The organism is Pseudomonas sp. TE3895, from assembly GCF_056278855.1.
Genome location: NZ_JBWBQE010000001.1, coordinates 1,143,791 through 1,164,398, shown reverse-complemented (window position 1 = coordinate 1,164,398; position 20,608 = coordinate 1,143,791). Strand labels below are relative to the sequence as shown.

The 20,608-nt window shown below is 62.6% G+C and carries 20 protein-coding genes; 10 read left to right on the top strand and 10 right to left on the bottom strand.

Translation table 11 applies throughout. From position 1 onward, the window contains the following. Positions 1 to 34: 34 nt before the first annotated feature. Positions 35 to 475 carry a peptidoglycan-binding protein LysM gene (gene lysM, locus ACZ889_RS05120; RefSeq protein ID WP_004575933.1) on the bottom strand — a complete coding sequence of 147 codons (441 nt, stop codon included), beginning with the start codon at positions 473 to 475 and terminating at the stop codon, positions 35 to 37. Between the two features lie 175 nt (positions 476 to 650). Between lysM and fdhD the strand changes: the two genes are divergently transcribed. The 3 genes from fdhD to ACZ889_RS05105 all read left to right on the top strand — a co-directional run bounded on the left by fdhD (position 651) and on the right by ACZ889_RS05105 (position 4,511). After that, positions 651 to 1,481, top strand: coding sequence for a formate dehydrogenase accessory sulfurtransferase FdhD (fdhD, locus tag ACZ889_RS05115; RefSeq protein ID WP_476257215.1), 831 nt, complete (start codon positions 651 to 653; stop codon positions 1,479 to 1,481). A 5-nt stretch (positions 1,482 to 1,486) separates the two neighbouring features. Continuing rightward, positions 1,487 to 3,832 carry an FdhF/YdeP family oxidoreductase gene (locus ACZ889_RS05110; protein WP_476257214.1) on the top strand — a complete coding sequence of 782 codons (2,346 nt, stop codon included), beginning with the start codon at positions 1,487 to 1,489 and terminating at the stop codon, positions 3,830 to 3,832. 196 nt (positions 3,833 to 4,028) lie between these two features. Continuing rightward, complete coding sequence (locus tag ACZ889_RS05105) at positions 4,029 to 4,511, top strand: glycine zipper domain-containing protein (protein ID WP_003255803.1); 483 nt, start codon at positions 4,029 to 4,031, stop codon at positions 4,509 to 4,511. 56 nt (positions 4,512 to 4,567) lie between these two features. On the opposite strand, the gene ACZ889_RS05100 is transcribed toward ACZ889_RS05105, so the two are convergent. The 3 genes from ACZ889_RS05100 to hslO form a co-directional block, all read right to left on the bottom strand. Continuing rightward, positions 4,568 to 5,008, bottom strand: a complete 441-nt coding sequence (locus ACZ889_RS05100) for an acyl-CoA thioesterase (RefSeq protein WP_003255804.1) — start codon at positions 5,006 to 5,008, stop codon at positions 4,568 to 4,570. Between the two features lie 686 nt (positions 5,009 to 5,694). Beyond that, complete coding sequence (locus ACZ889_RS05095) at positions 5,695 to 7,236, bottom strand: phosphoenolpyruvate carboxykinase (RefSeq protein WP_003255806.1); 1,542 nt, start codon at positions 7,234 to 7,236, stop codon at positions 5,695 to 5,697. Positions 7,237 to 7,415: 179 nt separating this feature from the next. Continuing rightward, the gene (hslO, locus tag ACZ889_RS05090; RefSeq protein ID WP_180688994.1) at positions 7,416 to 8,315 is read right to left on the bottom strand and encodes an Hsp33 family molecular chaperone HslO; all 900 of its coding nucleotides are present in this window, start codon (positions 8,313 to 8,315) and stop codon (positions 7,416 to 7,418) included. 120 nt (positions 8,316 to 8,435) lie between these two features. Between hslO and ACZ889_RS05085 the strand changes: the two genes are divergently transcribed. Further along, positions 8,436 to 9,230, top strand: coding sequence for a phosphatase PAP2 family protein (locus ACZ889_RS05085; RefSeq protein ID WP_104886822.1), 795 nt, complete (start codon positions 8,436 to 8,438; stop codon positions 9,228 to 9,230). Positions 9,231 to 9,257: 27 nt separating this feature from the next. Here the strand turns inward: ACZ889_RS05085 and ACZ889_RS05080 are convergent, their stop codons facing one another. After that, a complete protein-coding gene (locus ACZ889_RS05080) occupies positions 9,258 to 9,659 on the bottom strand; it encodes an RNA-binding S4 domain-containing protein (RefSeq protein ID WP_003255812.1) in 402 nt (133 codons plus the stop codon). Positions 9,660 to 9,768: 109 nt separating this feature from the next. Between ACZ889_RS05080 and rimB the strand changes: the two genes are divergently transcribed. Further along, positions 9,769 to 10,251, top strand: coding sequence for a retropepsin-like aspartic endopeptidase RimB (gene rimB, locus ACZ889_RS05075; protein ID WP_004576370.1), 483 nt, complete (start codon positions 9,769 to 9,771; stop codon positions 10,249 to 10,251). Further along, a complete protein-coding gene (rimK, locus tag ACZ889_RS05070) occupies positions 10,248 to 11,153 on the top strand; it encodes a 30S ribosomal protein S6--L-glutamate ligase (protein WP_003255817.1) in 906 nt (301 codons plus the stop codon). The genes rimB and rimK overlap by 4 nt, the downstream gene beginning before the upstream one ends. Before the next feature lie 97 nt (positions 11,154 to 11,250). Here rimK and ACZ889_RS05065 read toward each other — a convergent pair whose 3' ends face one another. Together ACZ889_RS05065 and ompR are read right to left on the bottom strand one after the other, a co-directional pair. After that, entirely contained in the window at positions 11,251 to 12,564 is a 1,314-nt protein-coding gene (locus tag ACZ889_RS05065; protein ID WP_014589336.1) for an ATP-binding protein, read from the bottom strand. Between the two features lie 13 nt (positions 12,565 to 12,577). After that, positions 12,578 to 13,318, bottom strand: coding sequence for an osmolarity response regulator transcription factor OmpR (ompR, locus tag ACZ889_RS05060; RefSeq protein WP_003255821.1), 741 nt, complete (start codon positions 13,316 to 13,318; stop codon positions 12,578 to 12,580). Between the two features lie 217 nt (positions 13,319 to 13,535). Here ompR and ACZ889_RS05055 point away from each other — a divergent pair, with 217 nt between their 5' ends. The 4 genes from ACZ889_RS05055 (at position 13,536) to ACZ889_RS05040 (ending at position 18,606) form a co-directional block, all read left to right on the top strand. Next, positions 13,536 to 15,860 (top strand): Tex family protein, encoded by a 2,325-nt coding sequence (locus ACZ889_RS05055; RefSeq protein ID WP_004576371.1) that lies wholly within the window; start codon positions 13,536 to 13,538, stop codon positions 15,858 to 15,860. Beyond that, positions 15,860 to 16,243: a PaaI family thioesterase gene (locus ACZ889_RS05050; RefSeq protein ID WP_003255824.1), complete on the top strand. Its 384-nt coding sequence runs from the start codon at positions 15,860 to 15,862 to the stop codon at positions 16,241 to 16,243. Before ACZ889_RS05055 ends, ACZ889_RS05050 begins: the two co-directional genes overlap by 1 nt. A 153-nt stretch (positions 16,244 to 16,396) precedes the next feature. Continuing rightward, on the top strand, positions 16,397 to 17,974 hold the full coding sequence (gene gshA / locus ACZ889_RS05045; RefSeq protein ID WP_029611781.1) for a glutamate--cysteine ligase: 1,578 nt from the start codon (positions 16,397 to 16,399) through the stop codon (positions 17,972 to 17,974). Beyond that, positions 17,974 to 18,606 carry a TetR/AcrR family transcriptional regulator gene (locus ACZ889_RS05040; RefSeq protein WP_180688996.1) on the top strand — a complete coding sequence of 211 codons (633 nt, stop codon included), beginning with the start codon at positions 17,974 to 17,976 and terminating at the stop codon, positions 18,604 to 18,606. Before gshA ends, ACZ889_RS05040 begins: the two co-directional genes overlap by 1 nt. 148 nt (positions 18,607 to 18,754) lie before the next feature. On the opposite strand, the gene ACZ889_RS05035 is transcribed toward ACZ889_RS05040, so the two are convergent. The 3 genes from ACZ889_RS05035 to ssuC are packed head-to-tail and all read right to left on the bottom strand — an operon-like array spanning position 18,755 to position 20,604. Further along, the gene (locus tag ACZ889_RS05035; RefSeq protein ID WP_003255829.1) at positions 18,755 to 18,970 is read right to left on the bottom strand and encodes a TOBE domain-containing protein; all 216 of its coding nucleotides are present in this window, start codon (positions 18,968 to 18,970) and stop codon (positions 18,755 to 18,757) included. Positions 18,971 to 18,997: 27 nt separating this feature from the next. Further along, positions 18,998 to 19,810, bottom strand: a complete 813-nt coding sequence (ssuB, locus tag ACZ889_RS05030) for an aliphatic sulfonates ABC transporter ATP-binding protein (protein ID WP_180688997.1) — start codon at positions 19,808 to 19,810, stop codon at positions 18,998 to 19,000. Next, a complete protein-coding gene (gene ssuC / locus ACZ889_RS05025) occupies positions 19,807 to 20,604 on the bottom strand; it encodes an aliphatic sulfonate ABC transporter permease SsuC (RefSeq protein ID WP_003255831.1) in 798 nt (265 codons plus the stop codon). Before ssuC ends, ssuB begins: the two co-directional genes overlap by 4 nt. Between the last annotated feature and the right edge of the window lie 4 nt (positions 20,605 to 20,608).

Sequence of the window (20,608 nt, the reverse complement as noted above, 5' to 3'; positions counted from 1 at the left end):
ATGCCTGCGAAGAGGCCGGCACAGACTTCAGCGATCAGTCAGGAATACGCAGCACCTGCCCCGGATAGATCTTGTCCGGGTGCTTGAGCATCGGCTTGTTGGCCTCGAAAATCTTGTTGTACTGGTTGGCACTGCCATACACGACCACGGCAATGGCTGAAAGTGTGTCGCCCGATTTCACAGTGACGAACCTTGCCGCCTGGACTACCGGCCCGGTCACGGTGATCTGGTCCTCGACACTGGCCACGCCGCTGATGTTGCCCGCCGCCAGGATGATCTTCTCCTTCTCTTCCTGGCTGGCCACTTCACCCTTGAGGATGATCTTGTCTCCTTCTACAGTGGCCGTGATGTTGGGGTTGCCCAGGCCAACAGCTTCCACGTGTTTCTTAAGCTGCTCTTCGGCATTGGCGTTGCCAGGGGTCAGCAGGTCGATCAACTTCTCGCCGGCTTCCTTCACGAAACTGAACAGGCTCATTGCGCTCTCCTTGTTGACGAAACCTTGGACACAGGAGTCTAGGCCAGCTTTACCACTCCCGCCCTGCGCGACCAATCGACGCGGTCTATCAAGGCATAGACCCTAGCGATTAGACGCCGCCGGCCCGCACGCCTAGGCTTGTGCTATCAGAAAGCCGCCGGTATTCAGCGCCCCGATGAACAGCAAGCCTCCGGTCTGCGCGGCCTCATCGCCCTTGTCCATGCCCGCCGCCAGCAACACCTACGATTACGTCCAGCTCAGCGACGCCAAACGCGACAGCACCCCGCTGGCCGAGGAAGTGGCCCTGGCCATTGTCTATAACGGCCTCAACCAGGCGGTGATGCTGGTCAGCCCTACCGATCTGGAAGACTTCGCGGTCGGTTTCAGCGTCGGCAGCGGCATTGTCGAAGGCACCGCAGAAATCTACGACCTCAAGCTCTCCGGCAGCGGCTCGGCAATGTACGCCGACCTGGAAATCTCCAGCCGGGCGTTCTGGAACCTGAAAAACCAGCGCCGCCAACTGGCCGGCACCAGTGGTTGCGGCCTGTGTGGGGTCGAGGCCCTGGAGCAGGCGCTGCCGAATCTGGCCGTGTTGCCGGGTGCGCCCCTGCCCCCGGCCCAGTGGCTGGTCGGCCTGCGCGAGCGCATCGACGCCTTCCAGCCACTGGGCCAGCATTGCGGTGCCGTGCATGCAGCACTGTTCATGGACCGCCAAGGCGAACTGCTGCTTGGCCGCGAAGATATCGGCCGGCACAACGCCCTCGACAAACTGATCGGCGCCCTGCTGCGACAACGCATCGACACCCAGGGTGGCCTGGCCATCGTCACCAGCCGCTGCAGCCTGGAGCTGATCCAGAAAGTACTGCGTGCCGGCATCCAGACCCTGGTCAGCCTGTCGGCGCCCACCGGCCTTGCCCTGCAATGGGCACGCAAGCACAACCTCAACCTTATCCATTTGCCCAAGCACAGCGCACCGCGGGTCTACAGCCCAGCGGCGGAGTCGTAACAGTCGTGACCTCGTACCAACCTCTTCCGGACAACGCCCCAGCCTCCCCTCCTCGCTACAAGCCCTACCACGGCCCCGCCGGCGGTTGGGGCGCACTGCGTAGCGTGGCCAAGGCATGGGTCGGCAGCGATAACGCGCTGAAGAACATTCGCGCCCTGCTCAAGACCAACCAGAACGGCGGTTTCGACTGCCCCGGCTGCGCCTGGGGGGATTCGCCGGAAAGCGGCATGGTCAAGTTCTGCGAGAACGGCGCCAAGGCGGTGAACTGGGAAGCTACCAAGCGCCGTGTCGATGCTGCCTTCTTCGCCCGTTACAGCGTCACCTCGCTGCTACAGCAGAGCGACTACTGGTTGGAGTACCAAGGGCGTCTGACCGAACCGATGGTCTACGACGCACCCAGCGACCGTTACCTGCCGATCAGCTGGGATGCCGCCTTCGCCCTGATCGCCCGCGAACTGAACAAGCTGGCCAACCCTGACCAGGCCGAATTCTATACCTCGGGACGTGCCAGCAACGAAGCGGCGTACCTGTACCAACTGTTCGTGCGCGCCTACGGCACCAACAACTTCCCTGACTGCTCGAACATGTGCCATGAGGCCAGCGGCGTGGCATTGGGGCAAAGCGTCGGGGTCGGCAAGGGTACAGTCACCTTCGACGACTTCGAGCACGCCGACTCTATTTTTGTCTGGGGCCAGAACCCCGGCACCAATCACCCGCGCATGCTCGACCCACTGCGCGATGCGGTAAAACGTGGCGCCCAGGTGGTGTGCATCAACCCGCTCAAGGAGCGTGGTCTGGAGCGCTTCCAGCACCCCCAGAACCCACTGGAAATGCTGACCAACAGTGACCGTCCGACCAACACCGCCTTCTTCCGCCCGGCCCTGGGTGGCGACATGGCGATGCTGCGCGGCATGGCCAAGTTCGTCCTGCAATGGGAACGAGAAGCCCAGGCCAACGGCGAACCGGCCGTGTTCGATCACGCCTTCATCGCCGAACATGGTCATGGTGTCGACGAGTACCTGGCCGTGGTGGACGCCACGCCGTGGTCGCACATCCAGGCACAGTCCGGCCTGACCTTGGCCGATATCGAACTGGCCGCGCGCATGTACTGCCGCGGCAAGCGGGTGATCATGTGCTGGGCGATGGGCATCACCCAACACCGTCATTCGGTGCCGACCATTCAGGAAATCGTCAACCTGCAGATGCTGCGTGGCAACATCGGCGTGCCCGGCGCCGGCCTGTGCCCGGTGCGTGGCCACAGCAACGTGCAGGGTGACCGCACCATGGGCATCAACGAGCGCCCGCCAGAGGCGCTGCTGGATGCCATCGAAAAGCGCTTTGGCTTCCCCGTGCCACGGCGCAATGGCCATAACACCGTCGAAGCCATTCACGCGATGCTCGATGGCCGGGCCAAGGTTTTCATCGGCTTGGGCGGCAACTTCGCCCAAGCCACACCCGACACTGAGCGTACCGCCCAGGCGCTGCGCAACTGCGAGCTGACCGTGCACATCAGCACCAAGCTCAACCGTAGCCACCTGGTCCATGGCAAGCAGGCACTGATCCTGCCGTGCCTGGGCCGCACCGACATCGACCTGCAGGCCGACGGGCCGCAGGCAGTCACGGTGGAAGACTCGTTCAGCATGGTCCACGCTTCCAACGGCCAGCTGAAGCCGCTGTCGACGCAAATGCGCTCGGAACCTGCAGTGATCGCTGGCATCGCCGCCGCCACGCTGGGCAAGCAACCGGTGGACTGGCACTGGCTGGTGGCTGACTACGACCGCATTCGCGATCTGATCGGCGACACCATTGCCGGTTTCAGCGGCTTTAACCAGCGCCTGCGTAATCCGGGTGGCTTCTATCTGGGCAACAGCGCGGCCAGCCGCGAATGGGCGACCAGCACCGGCCGCGCCAACTTCAAGGCCAACCTGCTGCCCGACACGCTGCTTGACGAACGCGTACGGGCCAGCGGCCAGTTGCCAGACTTGATCATGCAATCGATGCGCTCGCACGATCAGTACAACACCACTATCTACGGCCTGGACGACCGCTACCGCGGTGTGCGCGGCCAACGCGAGGTGCTGTTCGCCAACGAAGCCGACATCATCCGCCTGGGCTTCCAGCCGGGGCAGAAGGTCGACATCGTTTCGCTGTGGGGGGATGAACATGTGCGCCGGGTGCAAGGCTTTACCCTGCTGGCCTTCGACATACCTGCCGGGCAGGCGGCGGCGTATTACCCGGAGGTGAACCCGCTGGTGCCACTGGAGAGCATTGGTGTTGGTAGCCATACGCCAACATCGAAGTTCATTGCCATCAAGCTGGAGCGTGCGCGCGAGGACGGGCGTATCCTGTAAAAATGAAAAAAGCCCTGTTCCGTGGCGGCTCAGGGCTTTGTCATAAAGGTCTCAGACAGCCTAAAAACGATAAAGTTTCATAGTAAATACAGCAAGTTAGAGAATTGTGTACAACTCGTGTTACTCGTCGGATTTCCGTTGCCAGCCACGTCTCTTAGCCTCAAATTCGCCTCGTCATCCCTATGAGGCTCTCTTGATGAAGAAGTACTCCTCGATTCTGTTGTTGTCTTTCAGCTTGCTCAGCGGCGTTGCCATGGCAGGCGGCACCACCGAGGCCGGCATTGGCGGCGCATTGGGTGGGGTACTGGGCTCTGTCGTGGGCAACTCCATCGGTGGCAGCACCGGCGGCGCCATTGGTGCCGGTCTGGGCGGTGCGGCAGGTGGCGCCCTGGGCGCAGACAAACGCCAGCGTGGTGAGGCCGCTATCGGCGGCGCGCTGGGCGCTGCAGGTGGTAACGTGGTCGGTCGCTCCGTGGGCGGCACCACGGGTAGCTACATTGGCGCGGCAGCCGGCGGTGGTGCCGGTGGTGCGCTGGGTAACTACCTGGGCAAAGAGGCCGACGAAGACGATTACCGCGATGGCCGCCGCTATCGTCGCGGCTACGACGACGACCGTCGTCACTGGGACCGTGGTCACCACTATGGCCACCGCAAGCACAAGCGCCACTGGCGCGACTAACGCCTGAGGGCCCTGCCCCCGGCAACAAAAGCCCCGCCCCTGCCAGCGGGGCTTTTTTATGCCTGCCGCTCCAGCACGAGGCCGGACAGAATCACCTGCAGCGCCTCTGGCAACGCCACAGGCCGGCCACTGTCGCGCTCGATGAACACCTGCACTACCGTGCCTGCTGCGCACGCCTCCGGTTCGCCCGGGCGATACAGCGCCAGCCGGTACTCTACCGTGCTGCCCGCCAGTCGCGTCACTCCCAACCCCACCTCCAACAAATCCGGGAAGCCCGGTAGCGCGTAGAAATCCGCAGCCGAACTGACCACGAAGGCGGCCAGTTCACCGTGCCGCAGGTCCAGTTCCGCCTGCTCGACGAGAAACGCCTGTATCGCGGTTTCGAAAAAACCGTGCACCGTTGCACCGGCGATGTGGCCGTTCAGGTCGTTGTCCTGGGGGCGGGTGAGGATCGGGTGGAAGTGGGAGAAGGCAGTGCGCTGAGGGGCTTCGGTCATCTGGCTGGCTCTTGTCTTCGCTATGGATGCCGACAGTGAAACAGAAAAAACAGACTTTCGCTGCCTATGCGGGCCCCTTCGCGGGCAAGCCCGCTCCTACAACGGCCTGCGCTCACCACCGATCAGTGTGTAGGAGCGGGTTTACCCGCGAATACGATGGCGGCTGCGACGGTGAACCACGGGTGGAAATTGGCCAGCAGGTCCGGCCCTTTCGCGGGTAAACCCGCTCCTACACGACGGCCTGCGCCCACCACCAATCAGTATGTAGGAGCGGGTTTACCCGCGAATACGATGGCGGCTGCGACGGTGAACCACGGGTGGAAATTGGTCAGCAGGTCCGGCCCTTTCGCGGGCAAGCCCGCTCCTACACGACGGCCTGCGCCCACCACCGATCAGTGTGTAGGAGCGGGTTTACCCGCGAATACGATGGCGGCTGCGACGGTGAACCACGGGTGGAAATTGGCCAGCAGGCCCGGCCCTTTCGCGGGTAAACCCGCTCCTACACGACGGCCTGCGCCCACCACCGATCAGTATGTAGGAGCGGGTTTACCCGCGAATACGATGGCGGCTGCGACGGTGAACCACGGGTGGAAATTGGCCAGCAGGCCCGGCCCTTTCGCGGGCAAGCCCGCACCCACAAAAAAGCCGCCCCTGGGGGCGGCTTTCTCGTTGCGGCTGAGCTCGGCTTACAGCTGCGGGCCAGCGGCCTTGATGGCGTCGGAAACTTCGAACTTCTTGAAGTTTTCGATGAACAGCTTGGCCAGACCTTTGGCAGCCTCGTCGTAGGCCGCTTTGTCAGCCCAGTTGGTGCGCGGGTTGAGCAGTTCGGTTTCAACGCCCGGAACGGCCTTCGGCACGTCCAGGTTGATGATGTCCAGGTGCTCGGTTTCGGCACCGACCAATGCGCCGCTCTGGATGGCAGCGATCACGGCACGGGTAGTGGGGATGCTGAAGCGCTTGCCAACGCCGTAGCCACCACCAGTCCAGCCGGTGTTGACCAGGTAGACCTTGGAGTTGAAACCATTGATACGCTTGATCAGCAGCTCAGCGTACTCGCCAGCCGGACGCGGGAAGAACGGTGCGCCGAAGCAGGTGGAGAAGGTCGACTTGATGCCGCCGCCCGAGCCCATTTCAGTGGAACCGACCAGCGCGGTGTAGCCGGACAGGAAGTGGTAGGCCGCCTGCTCGTTGTTCAGGATCGAAACCGGAGGCAGAACACCTGTCAGGTCGCAGGTGAGGAAGATCACTGCGTTAGGCTCGCCGCCCAGGTTCGCTTCCGAACGCTTGGCAACGTGCTCCAGCGGGTAGGCCGCACGGCTGTTCTGAGTCAGGCTGACGTCGGTGTAGTCGGCGTGCTTGTTGGCGTCGAGAACGACGTTTTCCAGTACTGCGCCGTGCTTGATGGCTTTCCAGATGACCGGCTCGTTCTTTTCGGACAAGTCGATGCACTTGGCGTAGCAGCCGCCTTCCATGTTGAAGACAACGCCTTCGCCCCAACCGTGCTCGTCGTCACCGATCAGGTAACGGCTTTCGTCAGCCGAAAGGGTGGTCTTGCCAGTGCCGGACAGGCCGAAGAACAAGGTCACATCGCCTTCTTCGCCGATGTTGGCTGCGCAGTGCATTGGCAGTACGTCGGCAGCCGGCAGCAGGAAGTTCTGCACCGAGAACATGGCTTTCTTCATTTCGCCGGCGTAGCGCATGCCAGCGATCAGCACTTTCTTCTGGGCGAAGTTGATGATCACGCAACCGTCGGAGTTGGTGCCGTCACGCTCAGGCTCGCACACGAAGTTGGCGACGTTGAGGATCTGCCACTGGTCGCGGCCAGCCGGGTTGAACTGCTCCGGGTTGATGAACAGGCAACGACCGAACAGGTTCTGCCAGGCAGTCTGGGTGGTCATCTTCACCGGCAGGTAGTGCTCGGCTGCGGCCCCTACGTGAACATAGGAAACGAAGTGATCCTGGGCGTTGTTGAACGCCTCGACGCGAGCCCACAGGGCATCGAACTTGTCGGCCGGGAACTTGCGGTTGATCGGGCCCCAGGAAATGGCGTCCTGGGTGGAAGGTTCTTCGACGATGAAACGGTCAGCCGGCGAGCGGCCAGTACGGTGACCAGTCTCCACGACCAGTGCGCCAGTATCGGCTAGTACGCCTTCACCGCGTTGCAGCGCTTCTTTTACCAGCTCATCGACGCTCAGGTCGGTGTACACGGTGTTGTTGGCTTGCGTCATGAGATACCCCATCCGGCCCGAGGCCGAGTGCTCCAAACGTTTTGTAGTTGTCTTGAAAAAACTACTACAGCGAAAAAAGTGGCCGGATTATGCCAGAAACGCCCAAAAAAAGTAGGCCCCTCCTGTCAGAACTGCGCTTTTGCGCAATTCGACAGGAGATTATCCTGTGATTTAACGTTTCAGTGACGAGTTTCTGAGGCCACGTCAGTACCGCCACCCGCAAACAGTTGCGCCACATCGCTGGCATCGAAGAAGTAGCGCTCGTTGCAGAACTGGCAATCGATCTCTACCGTCCCGCCACATTCGTCCACCAGCGCCTTGGCGTCGTGTTCGCCCAGACTGACCAGCGCATTGCCGGAGCGTTCCCGCGAACAGCTGCAATTGAAGCGCAGTGGCTGGATATCGAACAGGCGCACGGCGTCTTCGTGGTACAGGCGGTGCAGCAGGGTTTCGTTGCCCTCTGTCCACTCTTCAGGCTTGAGCGTCTTGGCCAGGGCCACCACGTGCTGCCAGCTGTCTTCGCGCTCTTCATCATCCGGCTGGCGATCACGCGGCAGTTGCTGCAGCAACAGCCCACGGGCCTTGCCGCCTGCGGCATTGAGCCAGAAACGGGTATTGAGCTGCTGCGACTGGACGAAGTAGCTGGTGAAACATTCCGACAGGTTGGCGCCATCGAGGTCGACGGTCCCCTGATAGCGCTGGCCCTTGACCGGGTCGATGGTCAGGGTCAGGTGGCCGTCGGGCATCAGCTGCGACAGGGTGGCATCAGCCGAAATCTGGTCCGCTTCGTAGCGGGCCATGCCGCGGATCTCGCGGTCGCTGGAGCATTCCACCATCAGCAGCGGAATCGGCCCAGCCGAACGCGCCTGCAGAATCAGCAAGCCATCGAACTTCATCGCACCCACCAGCAAGGCGGTGGCGGCCATCAACTCACCGAGCAGCACCCTGACCGGCTGGGGGTACTCATGACGCGCCAACACTGCGGCGTAGCTGTCATCGAGAGACACCCACTCGCCGCGCACATCGCGCTCGTCGAAGAGGAAACGTTGGGTGAAATCTGTATCAGGCAAATCGCTCATAGGTTTCGGCTATCTAAAAAATGATGACAAAATGGTTACAAGGGTTGTCGAGAATCGGCGAGAACCCGTGACAGAGCGCTCACAAGGCGCTCCGATTCCTGTTTGCAATAGAGGTATTTTATGGACAATCGACCACTGTTCCAAGCAAGGTGGTCCTGGGGACCATTGGCAGCCTGTACGCTGCTTCCCATCGCTCTACTGTGTTTCTGGTTATGGCCTTTTGGCCAGATCCTGTGCCTGACTTTCGACGAGTGGCTGTTCCGCAGCCTGAACGCGCCGCTGGCCGATAGCACCACCTGGCGCTACATCTGGACCATCGGCAGCCTACGCCCGTTCGACATCGTCGTCGGCCTGATCCTGCTCGCTGTGCTCATTCGTGGTGACTGGGTGTTCAAGGCCGCTCAGGTTCGCCAGGCATTTTTCGGCTTTCTGGTCACGCTACTCCTCTTAGTGGTGATTCGCGCGCTGTTTTCCAAGTGGGTGGATGCAGCCGGGTGGCAACACAAGAGTCCATCGATGATCTTCGACGACGTCGTGCACCTGAGTGACTATTACCCGAACCTGGAGGCTGCCTGGGAACTCAAGGACCGCTCCAGCAAGAGTTTCCCGGGTGATCATGCCTCGGTGCTGCTGATCTGGGCGCTGTTCATGAGCGTGTTCAGCCGCGGCCTTGCGCAGTACCTGGTGGTCTGGGGGCTCGCAGCGCTGTTCATGCTGCCGCGCCTGGTGGCCGGTGCCCACTGGGGGCAGGACGACTACATCGGCGGCTTGCTGATGGCCGTACTGGCGCTGGGCTGGAGCTACTACACGCCGCTGGCGGCCAAAGGCAGCGAGGCGTTGATGCGCTGGACAGCGCCCTTGTTCAAGCTGCTGTCCACGTTACCGTTGGTCGGACGAATGGCGGTGTTGCGCTAGATTCCTGGGGCTGCGCAGCAGCCCCATTCAATCGTAACTTCCATGCAGCTGGTGAATCTGCCGCCGCTGCTTCTTGGTCGGCCGGCCATCGGTGGTCACGCCCATGGCCCCGGCCTTACGCATCTCTGCCGCCTGTTCACGGCGACGCACACTTTCTTCGGTTTCCTCGTACAACGCTTGCGCCTCTGGGGCACCACGACGCACCACCGACAGCGCCTTCACCACCACCGTGCGCTCATCGAAGCCGGTACGCAGCACGAACTCGTCGCCCACCCGCGGTTCCTTGCCCGGCTTGCATCGCTCGCCCCGGCAATGCACCTTGCCACTCTCGATCGCCGCCTTGGCCAGCGCTCGCGTCTTGTAGAAGCGCGCCGCCCACAGCCATTTGTCCAGGCGAACCTTGTCGTCGTCTTCGGCTTTTTGTGCCATCCCGTTACCTCGGATTCTGTCTTTCATCGAACTGTACTACCTTCACATACGGATGCAAAAAGTCCCCGCCGTGCTTAAAGTTCACCACCTCATTCGCAGGGTGCGCTTCGTGAAGACATTTGACCATTTGACTGTGATCGGCCTGCGCGAGTGGGTCGCCCTGCCTGACCTCGGCGTGGCCGGGCTGCGCGCCAAGATCGACACCGGTGCCAGCACGTCGAGCCTGCATGCCACCGAGGTGGAACCCTTCGAGCGCGACGGCCAGCCCTGGGTTCGCTTCACTGCGCACCTAGGCTCGGTGGTGCAGTTGCGCCACCGCCGCTGCGAGGCACCGTTGGTGACGATGAAAACCATCAAGAGCTCCAACGGCCACGCCCAGACCCGCTACGTCATCCGCACGTCACTGGCGCTGGGTGATGGTGTGTGGGAGGTGGAATTCACCCTGGCCTGCCGCAAGAACATGCGCTACCGCCTGTTGCTTGGCTCCAAGGCCCTGATACACGGCCAGCTGGTGGTGAACCCAGGCCTGAAATACGTACAAGACAAACCGGCCTTCCCGGCCACCCTTTCCCCTGTCACAGGTGCTGCATGAAGATCGCTGTGCTGTCGCGCAATCCGCGTCTGTATTCCACCCGCCGCCTGGTCGAAGCCGGTACCCAGCGTGGCCACGAAATGGTGGTGATCGATACCCTGCGGGCCTACATGAACATTGCCAGCCACAAGCCGCAGATCCACTACCGCGGCAAGCCGCTGGAAGGCTTCGATGCAGTGATCCCGCGCATAGGTGCTTCGGTTACGTTCTATGGCTGCGCGGTGCTGCGCCAATTCGAAATGATGGGCGTATACCCGCTCAACGAGTCGGTAGCCATTGCCCGCTCGCGCGACAAGCTGCGCTCGTTGCAGCTGTTGTCGCGGCGCGGCATCGGCCTGCCGATCACCGGTTTCGCCCACTCGCCGGACGACATCCCCGACCTGATCCAGATGGTCAACGGTGCCCCGCTGGTGATCAAGGTACTGGAAGGCACCCAGGGCATTGGCGTGGTGCTGTGTGAAACCCCCCAGGCGGCCGAGTCGGTAATCGAAGCGTTCATGGGCCTCAAGCAGAACATCATGGTGCAGGAGTACATCAAGGAGGCCGGTGGCGCAGATATCCGATGCTTCGTGGTAGGCGACAAAGTGATTGCCTCGATGAAGCGTCAGGCCAAACCGGGCGAGTTCCGCTCCAACCTGCACCGGGGTGGCGTCGCCAGCCTGATAAAAATCACCCCTGAAGAGCGCATCACCGCCATTCGGGCGGCCAAGGTGATGGGGTTGAGCGTGGCGGGTGTGGATATCCTGCGCTCCAACCACGGGCCGTTGGTGATGGAGGTAAACTCGTCGCCAGGGCTGGAGGGCATCGAAGTCACCACCGGCAAGAACGTCGCCGGGATGATCATCGAGCACCTGGAGAAGAATGGCGGGCCCAATCAGACCCGGACCAAGGGCAAAGGCTGACTCAAGCCTGTACCCGCCGCTTCGCGGCTAAGCCGCTGCCACAGGTACTGCGCAATCCCTGTAGGTGCGGCTTTAGCCGTGAAGAGGCCAGTGAGCCTCACACAGCATTACGCGGCAGCAGCAGCCCCAGCGGTAACCTGACCCGCGCCTCGATCCCGCCGCCAGACCGGTTACGCAACTCCACGTTCCCGCCATGTTGCGCAGCAATCCGCTTGACGATCGCCAGCCCCAACCCGGTGCCCTTGCCGCCCCGCGCCCGGTCACCGCGAATGAACGGGTTGAAGATAGTTTCCAGCTCCGACTCGTCAATACCGGTGCCCCGGTCCAGCACACTGAGCACCACATACGGCGCACTCTCGTCGCCTGACACATAGGCAGCCACCTCGACCCCCTTGCCAGCATGGTGCAGGGCGTTGCCGATCAGGTTGCCCAGCATGCGCTTGAGCGAAACCCGACGCAGCGGGAACGGTGGAATCGGCTCCAGGCACAGGCGCACACGCTCTACCGGCTGGTTGTACGGAGCCACCACCTCACGCACCAGGTCAGCAAGGTCGACCTCTTCCACCGGCTCGTCACGGCCATCGCGGATGAAGGCCAGGAACTGATCGAGAATCGCGTCCATGTCCTCGATGTCGCGAACCATGTCATCGCTCAGCTCGTTGTCGCTGTTCAGCAAGGACAGCGACAGACGCAGGCGCGTCAGTGGCGTGCGCAAGTCGTGGGAAACCCCGGCCAGCATCAACTCGCGCTCGCGCCCGGCCTGCTCGACATCCTCGGCCATCTGGTTGAACGCCTTGTACACCTCGGTCATCTCGCTGGGGGTATCGCTGATCGGCAGGCGCACACTGCGCCCCTGGCCAAGCTGGCGGGCGGCGAACACCAAGCGTTTGAGCGGCTGGTTGAGCTGACGCACAAAAATCCACGCCGATGCTGTGGACAACAAGCCAATGGCCAGGAACCAGCCCAGCACGTTCCAGATCTTCTGCCCACGCAATGGGTGCGGGTACAGCGGCACTTTCAGCCAACCCGGACCCAGGCTTGGCGCATTGACCCACAACGCGGGCGGTGCATGAATGCGCAGCCGCACTTCGGTGTCGTCACCCAGCTCGGCCTGCATCTGCCGTTGGTAGATTTCACTGTAGGGCCAATGCTGCTCGCCTTCGGGCACACCCGAGCCGGTCACCCGGATAAGACCTGCCGCCTCGGCGATCTTGTCGCGGTTTTCTTCGTCGGCGGCCCAATAGGCGCGCAAGGTCAGCGCTACACCATGGCTGTACTGACGGTCGACCAGCACGTCCTCGTTCATCAGCAGGTAGACCAGGGTCAGCGCCTTGGAGAACAGAACGACGATCAACACCAGCCACAGGGTGCGGGCGAAGAAACTTTGCGGAAACCAGAGCGGTGTTTTCATCGACGTTCAGGCATCATTTTCCGGCGTTTCCGTCCGGTACGAACACGTAGCCGACGCCCCAGACGGTCTGGATGTAACGCGGCTTGGACGGGTCCGGCTCGATCATGCGACGCAGGCGTGAGATCTGCACGTCGATGGAGCGCTCCAGCGCATCCCATTCGCGGCCGCGCGCCAGGTTCATCAGCTTGTCGCGGGTCAACGGCTCGCGGGCGTGCATCACCAGAGCCTTGAGCACAGCGAACTCGCCGGTGGTGAGCATGTGCACTTCGTTGCCACGCTTGAGCTCGCGGGTGGCCAGCGACAGCTCATAGTCGCCGAAGGTGACCGACTCGTCCTCGCTGCCCGGCGCACCCGGCACGCTCGGCGCCTGGCGACGCAGCACCGCCTTGACCCGGGCCATCAGTTCGTCCGGGTTGAACGGTTTGCCCAGGTAGTCGTCGGCGCCCAGCTCCAGGCCCTTGATGCGGCTGAGCTCGTCGCCCTTGGCGGTCAGCATGATGATCGGGATCTGGTTGTTCTGCTGGCGCAGGCGCTTGCAGGCGGACAGACCATCCTCGCCTGGCAGCATCAGGTCGAGCACCACCAGGTTGAACACCTCGCGCTGCAGCAGGCGATCCATCTGCTCGGTGTTGGGCACTGCACGGGCACGGTAGCCCTTGCTGGTGAAGAAACGTTCCAGCAGGCTGCTAAGCCCCGGATCGTCGTCGACGATGAGAATCTTGTCACCTTCAGCGGTGTTTGGCGTGCCGGTCATGAATAACTCCTCTGATATCGCCGCGCATTATGGCGTAGCCATTGCTGCACGTTGCGTGAGCATTGTTAGCAGATTTTTCCCCCGGCGCCAGTTCCGGCTGGCCGGGCGCCATCACCGCAAGCCGTTTGCGATGGGTATAATGCGCGGCTTTCATCCAGCGCCGCCGGGCAAAAAGCCCACAGGCGACCCCCGTATTCACAAATGTCAGGTGGTTTACATGGACAGCATCAACAGCCGTATCGCCGAGGAACTGGGCGTACGCCCGCAGCAGGTCGAGGCGGCCGTGAGCCTGTTGGACGAAGGCTCGACCGTGCCCTTCATCGCCCGCTACCGCAAGGAAGTGACCGGTAGCCTTGACGACACTCAGTTGCGCCACCTGGAAGAGCGCCTGCGCTACCTGCGCGAACTCGACGAGCGCCGCGCCAGCATCCTTTCCAGCATCGAGGAACAGGGCAAGCTGACCCCGGAACTGGCCCGCGAGATCAAGCTGGCCGACACCAAGACCCGCCTCGAAGACCTGTACCTGCCCTACAAGCAGAAACGCCGCACCAAGGGCCAGATCGCCCTGGAAGCCGGCCTCGGCGAACTGGCCGATGGCCTGTTCAACGACCCGACCCTGGCCCCGGAAAGCGAAGCCGCACGCTTCGTCAACGTCGAAAAGGGCGTGGCCGACGTCAAGGCCGCGCTGGAAGGCGCCAAATACATCCTGATGGAGCGCTTTGCCGAAGACGCCGCCCTGCTCGACAAGCTGCGCAGCTATCTCAAGCAGGAAGCCGTGCTCAGCGCCCGCGTCGTGGCTGGCAAGGAAGAAGAAGGCGCCAAGTTCCGCGACTACTTCGCTCATGACGAGCTGCTGCGTACTGCGCCATCGCACCGTGCCCTGGCGATCTTCCGCGGGCGCAACGAAGGCGTGTTGAGCGTCTCGCTGAAGGTCGGCGAAGAACTGCCCGGCACCCTGCACCCGTGCGAACTGATGATCGGCAACCACGTCGGCATCGAAAACCGCAGCCGACCCGCCGACAAGTGGCTGGGAGAAGTGGTGCGCTGGACCTGGAAGGTCAAGCTGTACACCCACCTGGAGACCGACCTGTTCGGCGAGCTGCGTGACAATGCCGAAGGCGAGGCGATCAACGTGTTCGCCCACAACCTGCACGATCTGCTGCTGGCCGCCCCGGCCGGCCCCCGCGCCACCCTGGGCTTCGACCCAGGCCTGCGTACGGGCTGCAAGATCGCCGTGGTCGACGCAACCGGCAAACTGCTGGACCACACCACGGTCTACCCGCACGCGCCGAAGAACGACTGGGACCGCACCATTTCCATCATGGCCGCACTGTGCGCCAAACACTCGGTGGAGCTGATCGCCATCGGCAACGGTACCGCCAGCCGCGAAAGCGACAAGCTGGTGGCCGAGCTGGTCAAGAAATATCCAGCCCTGAAAATCACCAAGATCATGGTCTCCGAAGCCGGTGCTTCGGTGTACTCGGCATCGGAACTGGCCGCCCGCGAGTTCCCGGACCTGGACGTGTCGATCCGCGGCGCCGTGTCGATCGCCCGCCGCCTGCAGGATCCGCTGGCCGAACTGGTGAAGATCGATCCGAAATCCATCGGTGTCGGCCAGTACCAGCACGACGTGTCCCAGCTGAAACTGGCACGTGGCCTGGACGCGGTGGTCGAGGACTGTGTGAACGCCGTGGGCGTGGACGTGAACACCGCTTCGGTGGCGCTGCTGACGCGCATCTCCGGCCTCAATGCCACGCTGGCACAGAACATCGTCGCCCACCGCGATGCCAATGGTCCGTTTGCCACCCGTGCAGCGCTGAAAAAGGTTAGCCGCCTGGGTGAGAAAACCTTCGAGCAGGCCGCCGGCTTCCTGCGTGTGATGAACGGCGACAACCCGCTGGACGCCTCTGCGGTGCACCCTGAGGCTTACCCGCTGGTGCAGCGCATTGCTGCCGATACCGACCGCGACATCCGCTCGCTGATTGGTGACAGCAGCTTCCTCAAGCGCCTGGACCCGAAAAAGTTCACCGACGAAACCTTCGGCCTGCCAACTGTCACCGACATCCTGCAAGAGCTGGACAAGCCCGGCCGCGACCCGCGTCCGGAGTTCAAGACCGCCACCTTCCAGGACGGCGTCGAAGACCTCAAGGACCTGGAACCGGGCATGATCCTCGAAGGCGTGGTGACCAACGTTACCAACTTCGGCGCCTTCGTCGACATCGGCGTGCACCAGGATGGCCTGGTGCATATCTCGGCGCTGTCGGAGAAGTTCGTCAAAGACCCGCGTGAAGCGGTCAAGGCCGGCGATGTGGTCAAGGTCAAGGTCATGGAAGTGGACATCCCGCGCAAACGCGTCGGCCTGTCCATGCGCATGAGCGACACCCCGGGCGAGAAGGTCGAAGGCAACCGCGGTGGTAACCGCGGCAATGGTGGCAGCCGCCAGCAGCAGGCACCGCGCCAGCGTGAAACCGCCACGGCTGCGCCGGCCAACAACGCCATGGCCTCGCTGTTCGCCAACGCCAAGCAATTGAAGAAGAAGTAATGGACGTACCACGCGAATACGTCGAAAGCGCCTTCAGCCAACTGCTGGGCTGCCGCCTGCAACACCTGGACACAGGTGTTGCCGAGGTAGCCCTGGCGCTGGAGCCCCAGTTGCGCAACCGTGGCCAGAAGCTGCACGGCGGGGCGATCTTCAGCCTGGTGGATATCGCCATGGGCCTGGCCTGCTCGGCCAGCCATGGCTTTGACCAGCAAAGCGTCACCATCGAGTGCAAGATCAACTACATGCGTGCCGTCAGCGACGGCGAAGTGCTGTGCACCGCCCGCGTGCTGCACGCCGGGCGGCGCACCCTGGTGGTCGACGCTGACGTAGTTCAGGGCGACAAGCTGGTGGCCAAAGCGCAAGGAACCTTCGCGGTTCTCTAGCTCACCAAGCAATATCTGCGGTATTTTCAGCAGTGCGCTGGCACTGCTGGAACCGCGTAAACCAGGCGACAACGCCAGTTCCTTTCTTCCTACCCTTGTAGACCGTTATCTCTACCCCCATATTGGGGCGACTGACGCGTGAAGGAATACATCTTGAGCGAACTCCTCAACCGCCGCCTGAGCCTGCTCGGCGCCAATCTCCCCCTGCTCAAGCAGTGCCTGCACGGTATTGAGCGCGAATGCCTGCGCGTGACCGATGAAGGTCGCCTGGCCCAGACCCCGCATCCGGAAGCACTGGGATCGGCGCTGACCAACGAGCAGATCACCACCGACTATTCCGAGTCGCTGCTGGAGTTCATCACCCCGGCCCTGGCCGATCCGGCCAAGGTGCTCGAAAGCCTCGAAGAGACCCACCGTTTCGTCTACAGCAAGCTGGGCGACGAATACCTGTGGAGCCCGTCGATGCCGTGCACGCTGCCGGCCGAGGAGGACATCCCGATCGCCGAGTACGGCAGCTCGAATATCGGCAAGCTCAAACACGTCTACCGCAAGGGCCTGGCCCTGCGTTACGGCCGCACCATGCAGTGCATCGCCGGTATTCATTACAACTTCTCGCTGCCCGAAGCGCTTTGGCCACTGCTGCGCGAAGCCGAAGGCAGTACGGAAAATGACCGCGACTACCAGTCGTCGGCCTACATCGCGCTGATTCGTAACTTCCGCCGCTACAGCTGGCTGCTGATGTACCTGTTCGGCGCCTCGCCGGCCCTGGACAAAGGCTTCCTGCGTGGCCGCCCGCACCAGCTCGAAGAGCTGGATGCCGAAACCCTGTTCCTGCCTTATGCCACCAGCCTGCGCATGAGCGACCTGGGTTACCAGAGCAACGCCCAGGCCGGCCTGACGCCCTGCTACAACAACCTGGCCAGCTACACCGACAGCCTGCGCAAGGCCGTTGGCACGCCCTACCCGCCTTACGTTGAAATCGGCACGCATGTGGATGGCGAGTGGGTTCAGCTGAACACCAACATTCTGCAGATCGAAAACGAGTACTACTCGAACATCCGCCCCAAGCGCGTCACCTACACCGGCGAGCGGCCGATCCAGGCCCTGACCTCGCGGGGCGTGCAGTATGTGGAAGTGCGTTGCCTGGACATCAACCCGTTCCTGCCGGTCGGTATCGACCTGACCGAGGCGCGCTTCCTCGACGCATTCCTGCTGTTCTGCGCCTTGGAAGACAGCCCGCAACTGGACAACGGTGAGTGCGGCCAGTGCACCAGCAACTTCCTGACCGTGGTCAAGGAAGGTCGTCGTCCGGGCCTGGAGTTGCACCGCAATGGCCAGCCGATCAGCCTGAAAGACTGGGCCAGCGAGCTGATCGAGCGTATCCGCCAATTGGCCAATCTGCTCGACCAGGCGCAAGGTTCTGATGAGCACGCCAAGGCCCTGGATGCGCAGCAGGCCAAGGTCGACGACACCTCGCTGACCCCGTCGGCCCAGGTGCTGGCACGCATGACCGAGCATGACGAGAGTTTCGTCCAGTTCTCGCTGCGCCAGAGCCGTGTGCACGCCGAGACTTTCCGCGAGCAACCGCTGAGCAACGAAAAGCAGCAAGCATTCGAGACGCTGGCCCGAGAGTCGCTCGCCAGGCAGTCCGAGCTGGAGCGAGACGAAGTCGGTGATTTCGACCTGTTCGTCGGCGCCTACCAGGCCAGCATCCTGGCAATCAGCAGCTGATGAACCGCACCACCACCCCGCGCAAACCGCGCGCCAGCAGCCAGGCCAGGATCGAGGCGATCCTGGCGGCTGCGCGTGAGCTGTTGGCCGAGCAAGGGGTGGCAGCACTGTCTATCTACAGCGTGGCCGAGCGGGCGCAGATTCCGCCTTCGTCGGTGTATCACTTTTTCGCCAGCGTGCCGGCCTTGCTGGAGGCACTTACTGCAGATGTGCACCGGGCGTTTCGCGAAGCCCTGAGCGCTCCGATCGACAGCAGCGCGTTCAGCACCTGGCACGAACTGTCACGCCTGATCGAACAACGCATGCTTGATATCTATAACGAGGATGCAGCGGCGCGGCAGTTGATCCTGGCGCAGCATGGGCTGAGCGAGGTGGTGCAGGCCGACCGGCAGCACGACATGGAACTGGGCGACTTGATGCACACGTTGTTCGACCAGCATTTTTACCTGCCGGTGATGCCACCGGATGTGGATGTGTTTGCCCTAGCCATGGAGTTGAGCGACCGGGTGTATGCACGGTCGGTGCAGTTGCACGAGGCGATCACCCCGCGCATGGCCGAGGAAGGCAAGCGGGTATTCGAAGCGTATCTGGGGTTGTATCTGCCGCCGTTTCTGGCCAAGCGTTCCCGCTGAATCGTGGGGCCGCGTTGCGCGCCCTTCGCGGGTGAACCCGCTCCTACGTCGATCGCGCACCACCAAATCTCAGGGTTAACGCGGGGAAGTGTAGGAGCGGGTTCACCCGCGAAGGGCTGCAAAGCAGCCCCAATATCGACCCGCCGCATCACAGCTTGGCGATAGACACTTCAGTCGACTTCACAAAGGCAATCACTTCACTGCCCACCTGCAACTCCAGCTCACGCACGGAACGGGTGGTAATCACCGAAGTGACGATACCCGAAGCCGTCTGCACGTCGATTTCCGACAGTACCGGGCCTTCGAGGATTTCTTTCACAGTACCTTTGAACTGGTTGCGAACATTGATGGCTTTGATAGTCATGGTTTGCTTCCTTTTGGCTTTTGGGATTCAGTGTGCCCAGCGCAGTTGCGTGGGCAGAGGGGCTACAGGATCCGGCTCGGGCGCAGTGCCCGGGGTGGACAGAACACGGTTGAGCACTTCGCTTTCCAGCACGGCCAGACGGTGCGAACCACGCGCCCGGGGCCGTGCCAGGTCAACAGTGAGGTCGAGCCCGACCTCGCCGTCCTCAATCAGGATCACCCGGTCAGCCACGGCAACCGCCTCGCTGACGTCGTGGGTCACCAGCAGCACAGTGAAGCCGTGCTGACGCCACAGGCGTTCGATCAGTTGCTGCATCTCGATGCGGGTCAATGCATCCAGCGCCCCCAGTGGCTCGTCCAGCAGCAGTAGGCGGGGCTGGTGAATCAAGGCTCGGGCCAAAGCCACGCGCTGCTTCTGGCCTCCCGAGAGCGCTGCCGGCCATTCGTTGGCGCGGTCGGCCAGGCCAACCGCATCCAAGGCCTCCAGTGCACGCTGTCGCCAGTCACCAGACAGCCCAAGGCCAACGTTGTCGATCACCTTTTTCCACGGCAGCAGCCGCGCGTCCTGGAACATCAGGCGGGTTTCTTCACGGGCCTCTTCCAGCGGCGCGGCACCAGCCAGTAGTTGCCCGGCGGTGGGCTGGTCCAGCCCGGCCAGCAGCCGCAGCAAAGTGCTCTTGCCGCAGCCGCTGCGGCCGACGATGGCCACGAACTGGCCGGCCGGAATGTGCAGGTCGATACCCTTCAGAACTTCGCGTTGACCAAAAGTCTTGCGCAGGCCCTTGGAGGCCAGCGGGGTGCCACGCAGCAGGCGTGGTGGCTGTTCCTTGAGCACGGTCATGCGCCCTCCTTCCTGGCAACTTGATAGGCCGGGTGCCAGCGCAGCCACACGCGCTCCAGGCCCCGGGCCGCAAGGTCGGCAAGCTTGCCGAGTACGGCATACAGGACGATGGCCAGCACTACCACGTCGGTTTGAAGAAATTCGCGAGCATTCATTGCCAGGTAACCGATGCCAGCGTTGGCCGAAATGGTTTCGGCAACAATCAGCGTCAGCCACATGAAGCCCAAGGCGAAACGCACGCCCACCAGGATCGAAGGCAGCGCCCCCGGCAGGATCACCTGGCGGAACAGGCCGAAGCCGGACAAGCCGTAACTGCGCGCCATTTCCACCAACGCTGGGTCAACGTTGCGAATGCCGTGGTAGGTGTTCAGGTAGATCGGGAACAACGTGCCCAGCGCGACCAGAAAGATCTTTGCCGACTCGTCGATACCGAACCACAGAATCACCAGCGGTATGAGCGCAAGGTGCGGCACGTTGCGGATCATCTGTACCGAGCTGTCGAGCAGGCGTTCACCCCAATTCGACAAGCCGGTGATGAAGCCCAGTACCAGGCCGATGCTGCCGCCGATGACAAAGCCCAGGCCTGCACGCCAGCCGCTGATGGCCAGGTGGGTCCAGATTTCGCCGCTGCGCACCAGTTCGACGCCCGCGCTTACCACTGCGCTAGGTGCCGGCAGGATACGCGTCGACAGCCAGCCAGCGCTGACGGCCAGTTGCCATATGGCCAACAGCAGCACCGGCAGCGCCCACGGCGCCAGGCGCTGGGTCAGGTTGGAGGAAGTTGCACGACTCATGGCC

Coding starts and splice junctions, on each gene's coding strand:
- fdhD (WP_476257215.1), top strand. CDS start 651: ATGAACAGCAAGCCTCCGGTCTGCGCGGCCTCATCGCCCTTGTCCATG.
- ACZ889_RS05050 (WP_003255824.1), top strand. CDS start 15,860: ATGGACGTACCACGCGAATACGTCGAAAGCGCCTTCAGCCAACTGCTG.
- ACZ889_RS05080 (WP_003255812.1), bottom strand. CDS start 9,659: ATGGCACAAAAAGCCGAAGACGACGACAAGGTTCGCCTGGACAAATGG.
- ompR (WP_003255821.1), bottom strand. CDS start 13,318: ATGACCGGCACGCCAAACACCGCTGAAGGTGACAAGATTCTCATCGTC.
- ACZ889_RS05105 (WP_003255803.1), top strand. CDS start 4,029: ATGAAGAAGTACTCCTCGATTCTGTTGTTGTCTTTCAGCTTGCTCAGC.
- lysM (WP_004575933.1), bottom strand. CDS start 475: ATGAGCCTGTTCAGTTTCGTGAAGGAAGCCGGCGAGAAGTTGATCGAC.
- ssuB (WP_180688997.1), bottom strand. CDS start 19,810: ATGACCGTGCTCAAGGAACAGCCACCACGCCTGCTGCGTGGCACCCCG.
- ACZ889_RS05040 (WP_180688996.1), top strand. CDS start 17,974: ATGAACCGCACCACCACCCCGCGCAAACCGCGCGCCAGCAGCCAGGCC.
- rimK (WP_003255817.1), top strand. CDS start 10,248: ATGAAGATCGCTGTGCTGTCGCGCAATCCGCGTCTGTATTCCACCCGC.
- ACZ889_RS05100 (WP_003255804.1), bottom strand. CDS start 5,008: ATGACCGAAGCCCCTCAGCGCACTGCCTTCTCCCACTTCCACCCGATC.
- ACZ889_RS05065 (WP_014589336.1), bottom strand. CDS start 12,564: ATGAAAACACCGCTCTGGTTTCCGCAAAGTTTCTTCGCCCGCACCCTG.
- hslO (WP_180688994.1), bottom strand. CDS start 8,315: ATGAGCGATTTGCCTGATACAGATTTCACCCAACGTTTCCTCTTCGAC.
- ACZ889_RS05095 (WP_003255806.1), bottom strand. CDS start 7,236: ATGACGCAAGCCAACAACACCGTGTACACCGACCTGAGCGTCGATGAG.
- ACZ889_RS05035 (WP_003255829.1), bottom strand. CDS start 18,970: ATGACTATCAAAGCCATCAATGTTCGCAACCAGTTCAAAGGTACTGTG.
- ACZ889_RS05085 (WP_104886822.1), top strand. CDS start 8,436: ATGGACAATCGACCACTGTTCCAAGCAAGGTGGTCCTGGGGACCATTG.
- ssuC (WP_003255831.1), bottom strand. CDS start 20,604: ATGAGTCGTGCAACTTCCTCCAACCTGACCCAGCGCCTGGCGCCGTGG.
- ACZ889_RS05055 (WP_004576371.1), top strand. CDS start 13,536: ATGGACAGCATCAACAGCCGTATCGCCGAGGAACTGGGCGTACGCCCG.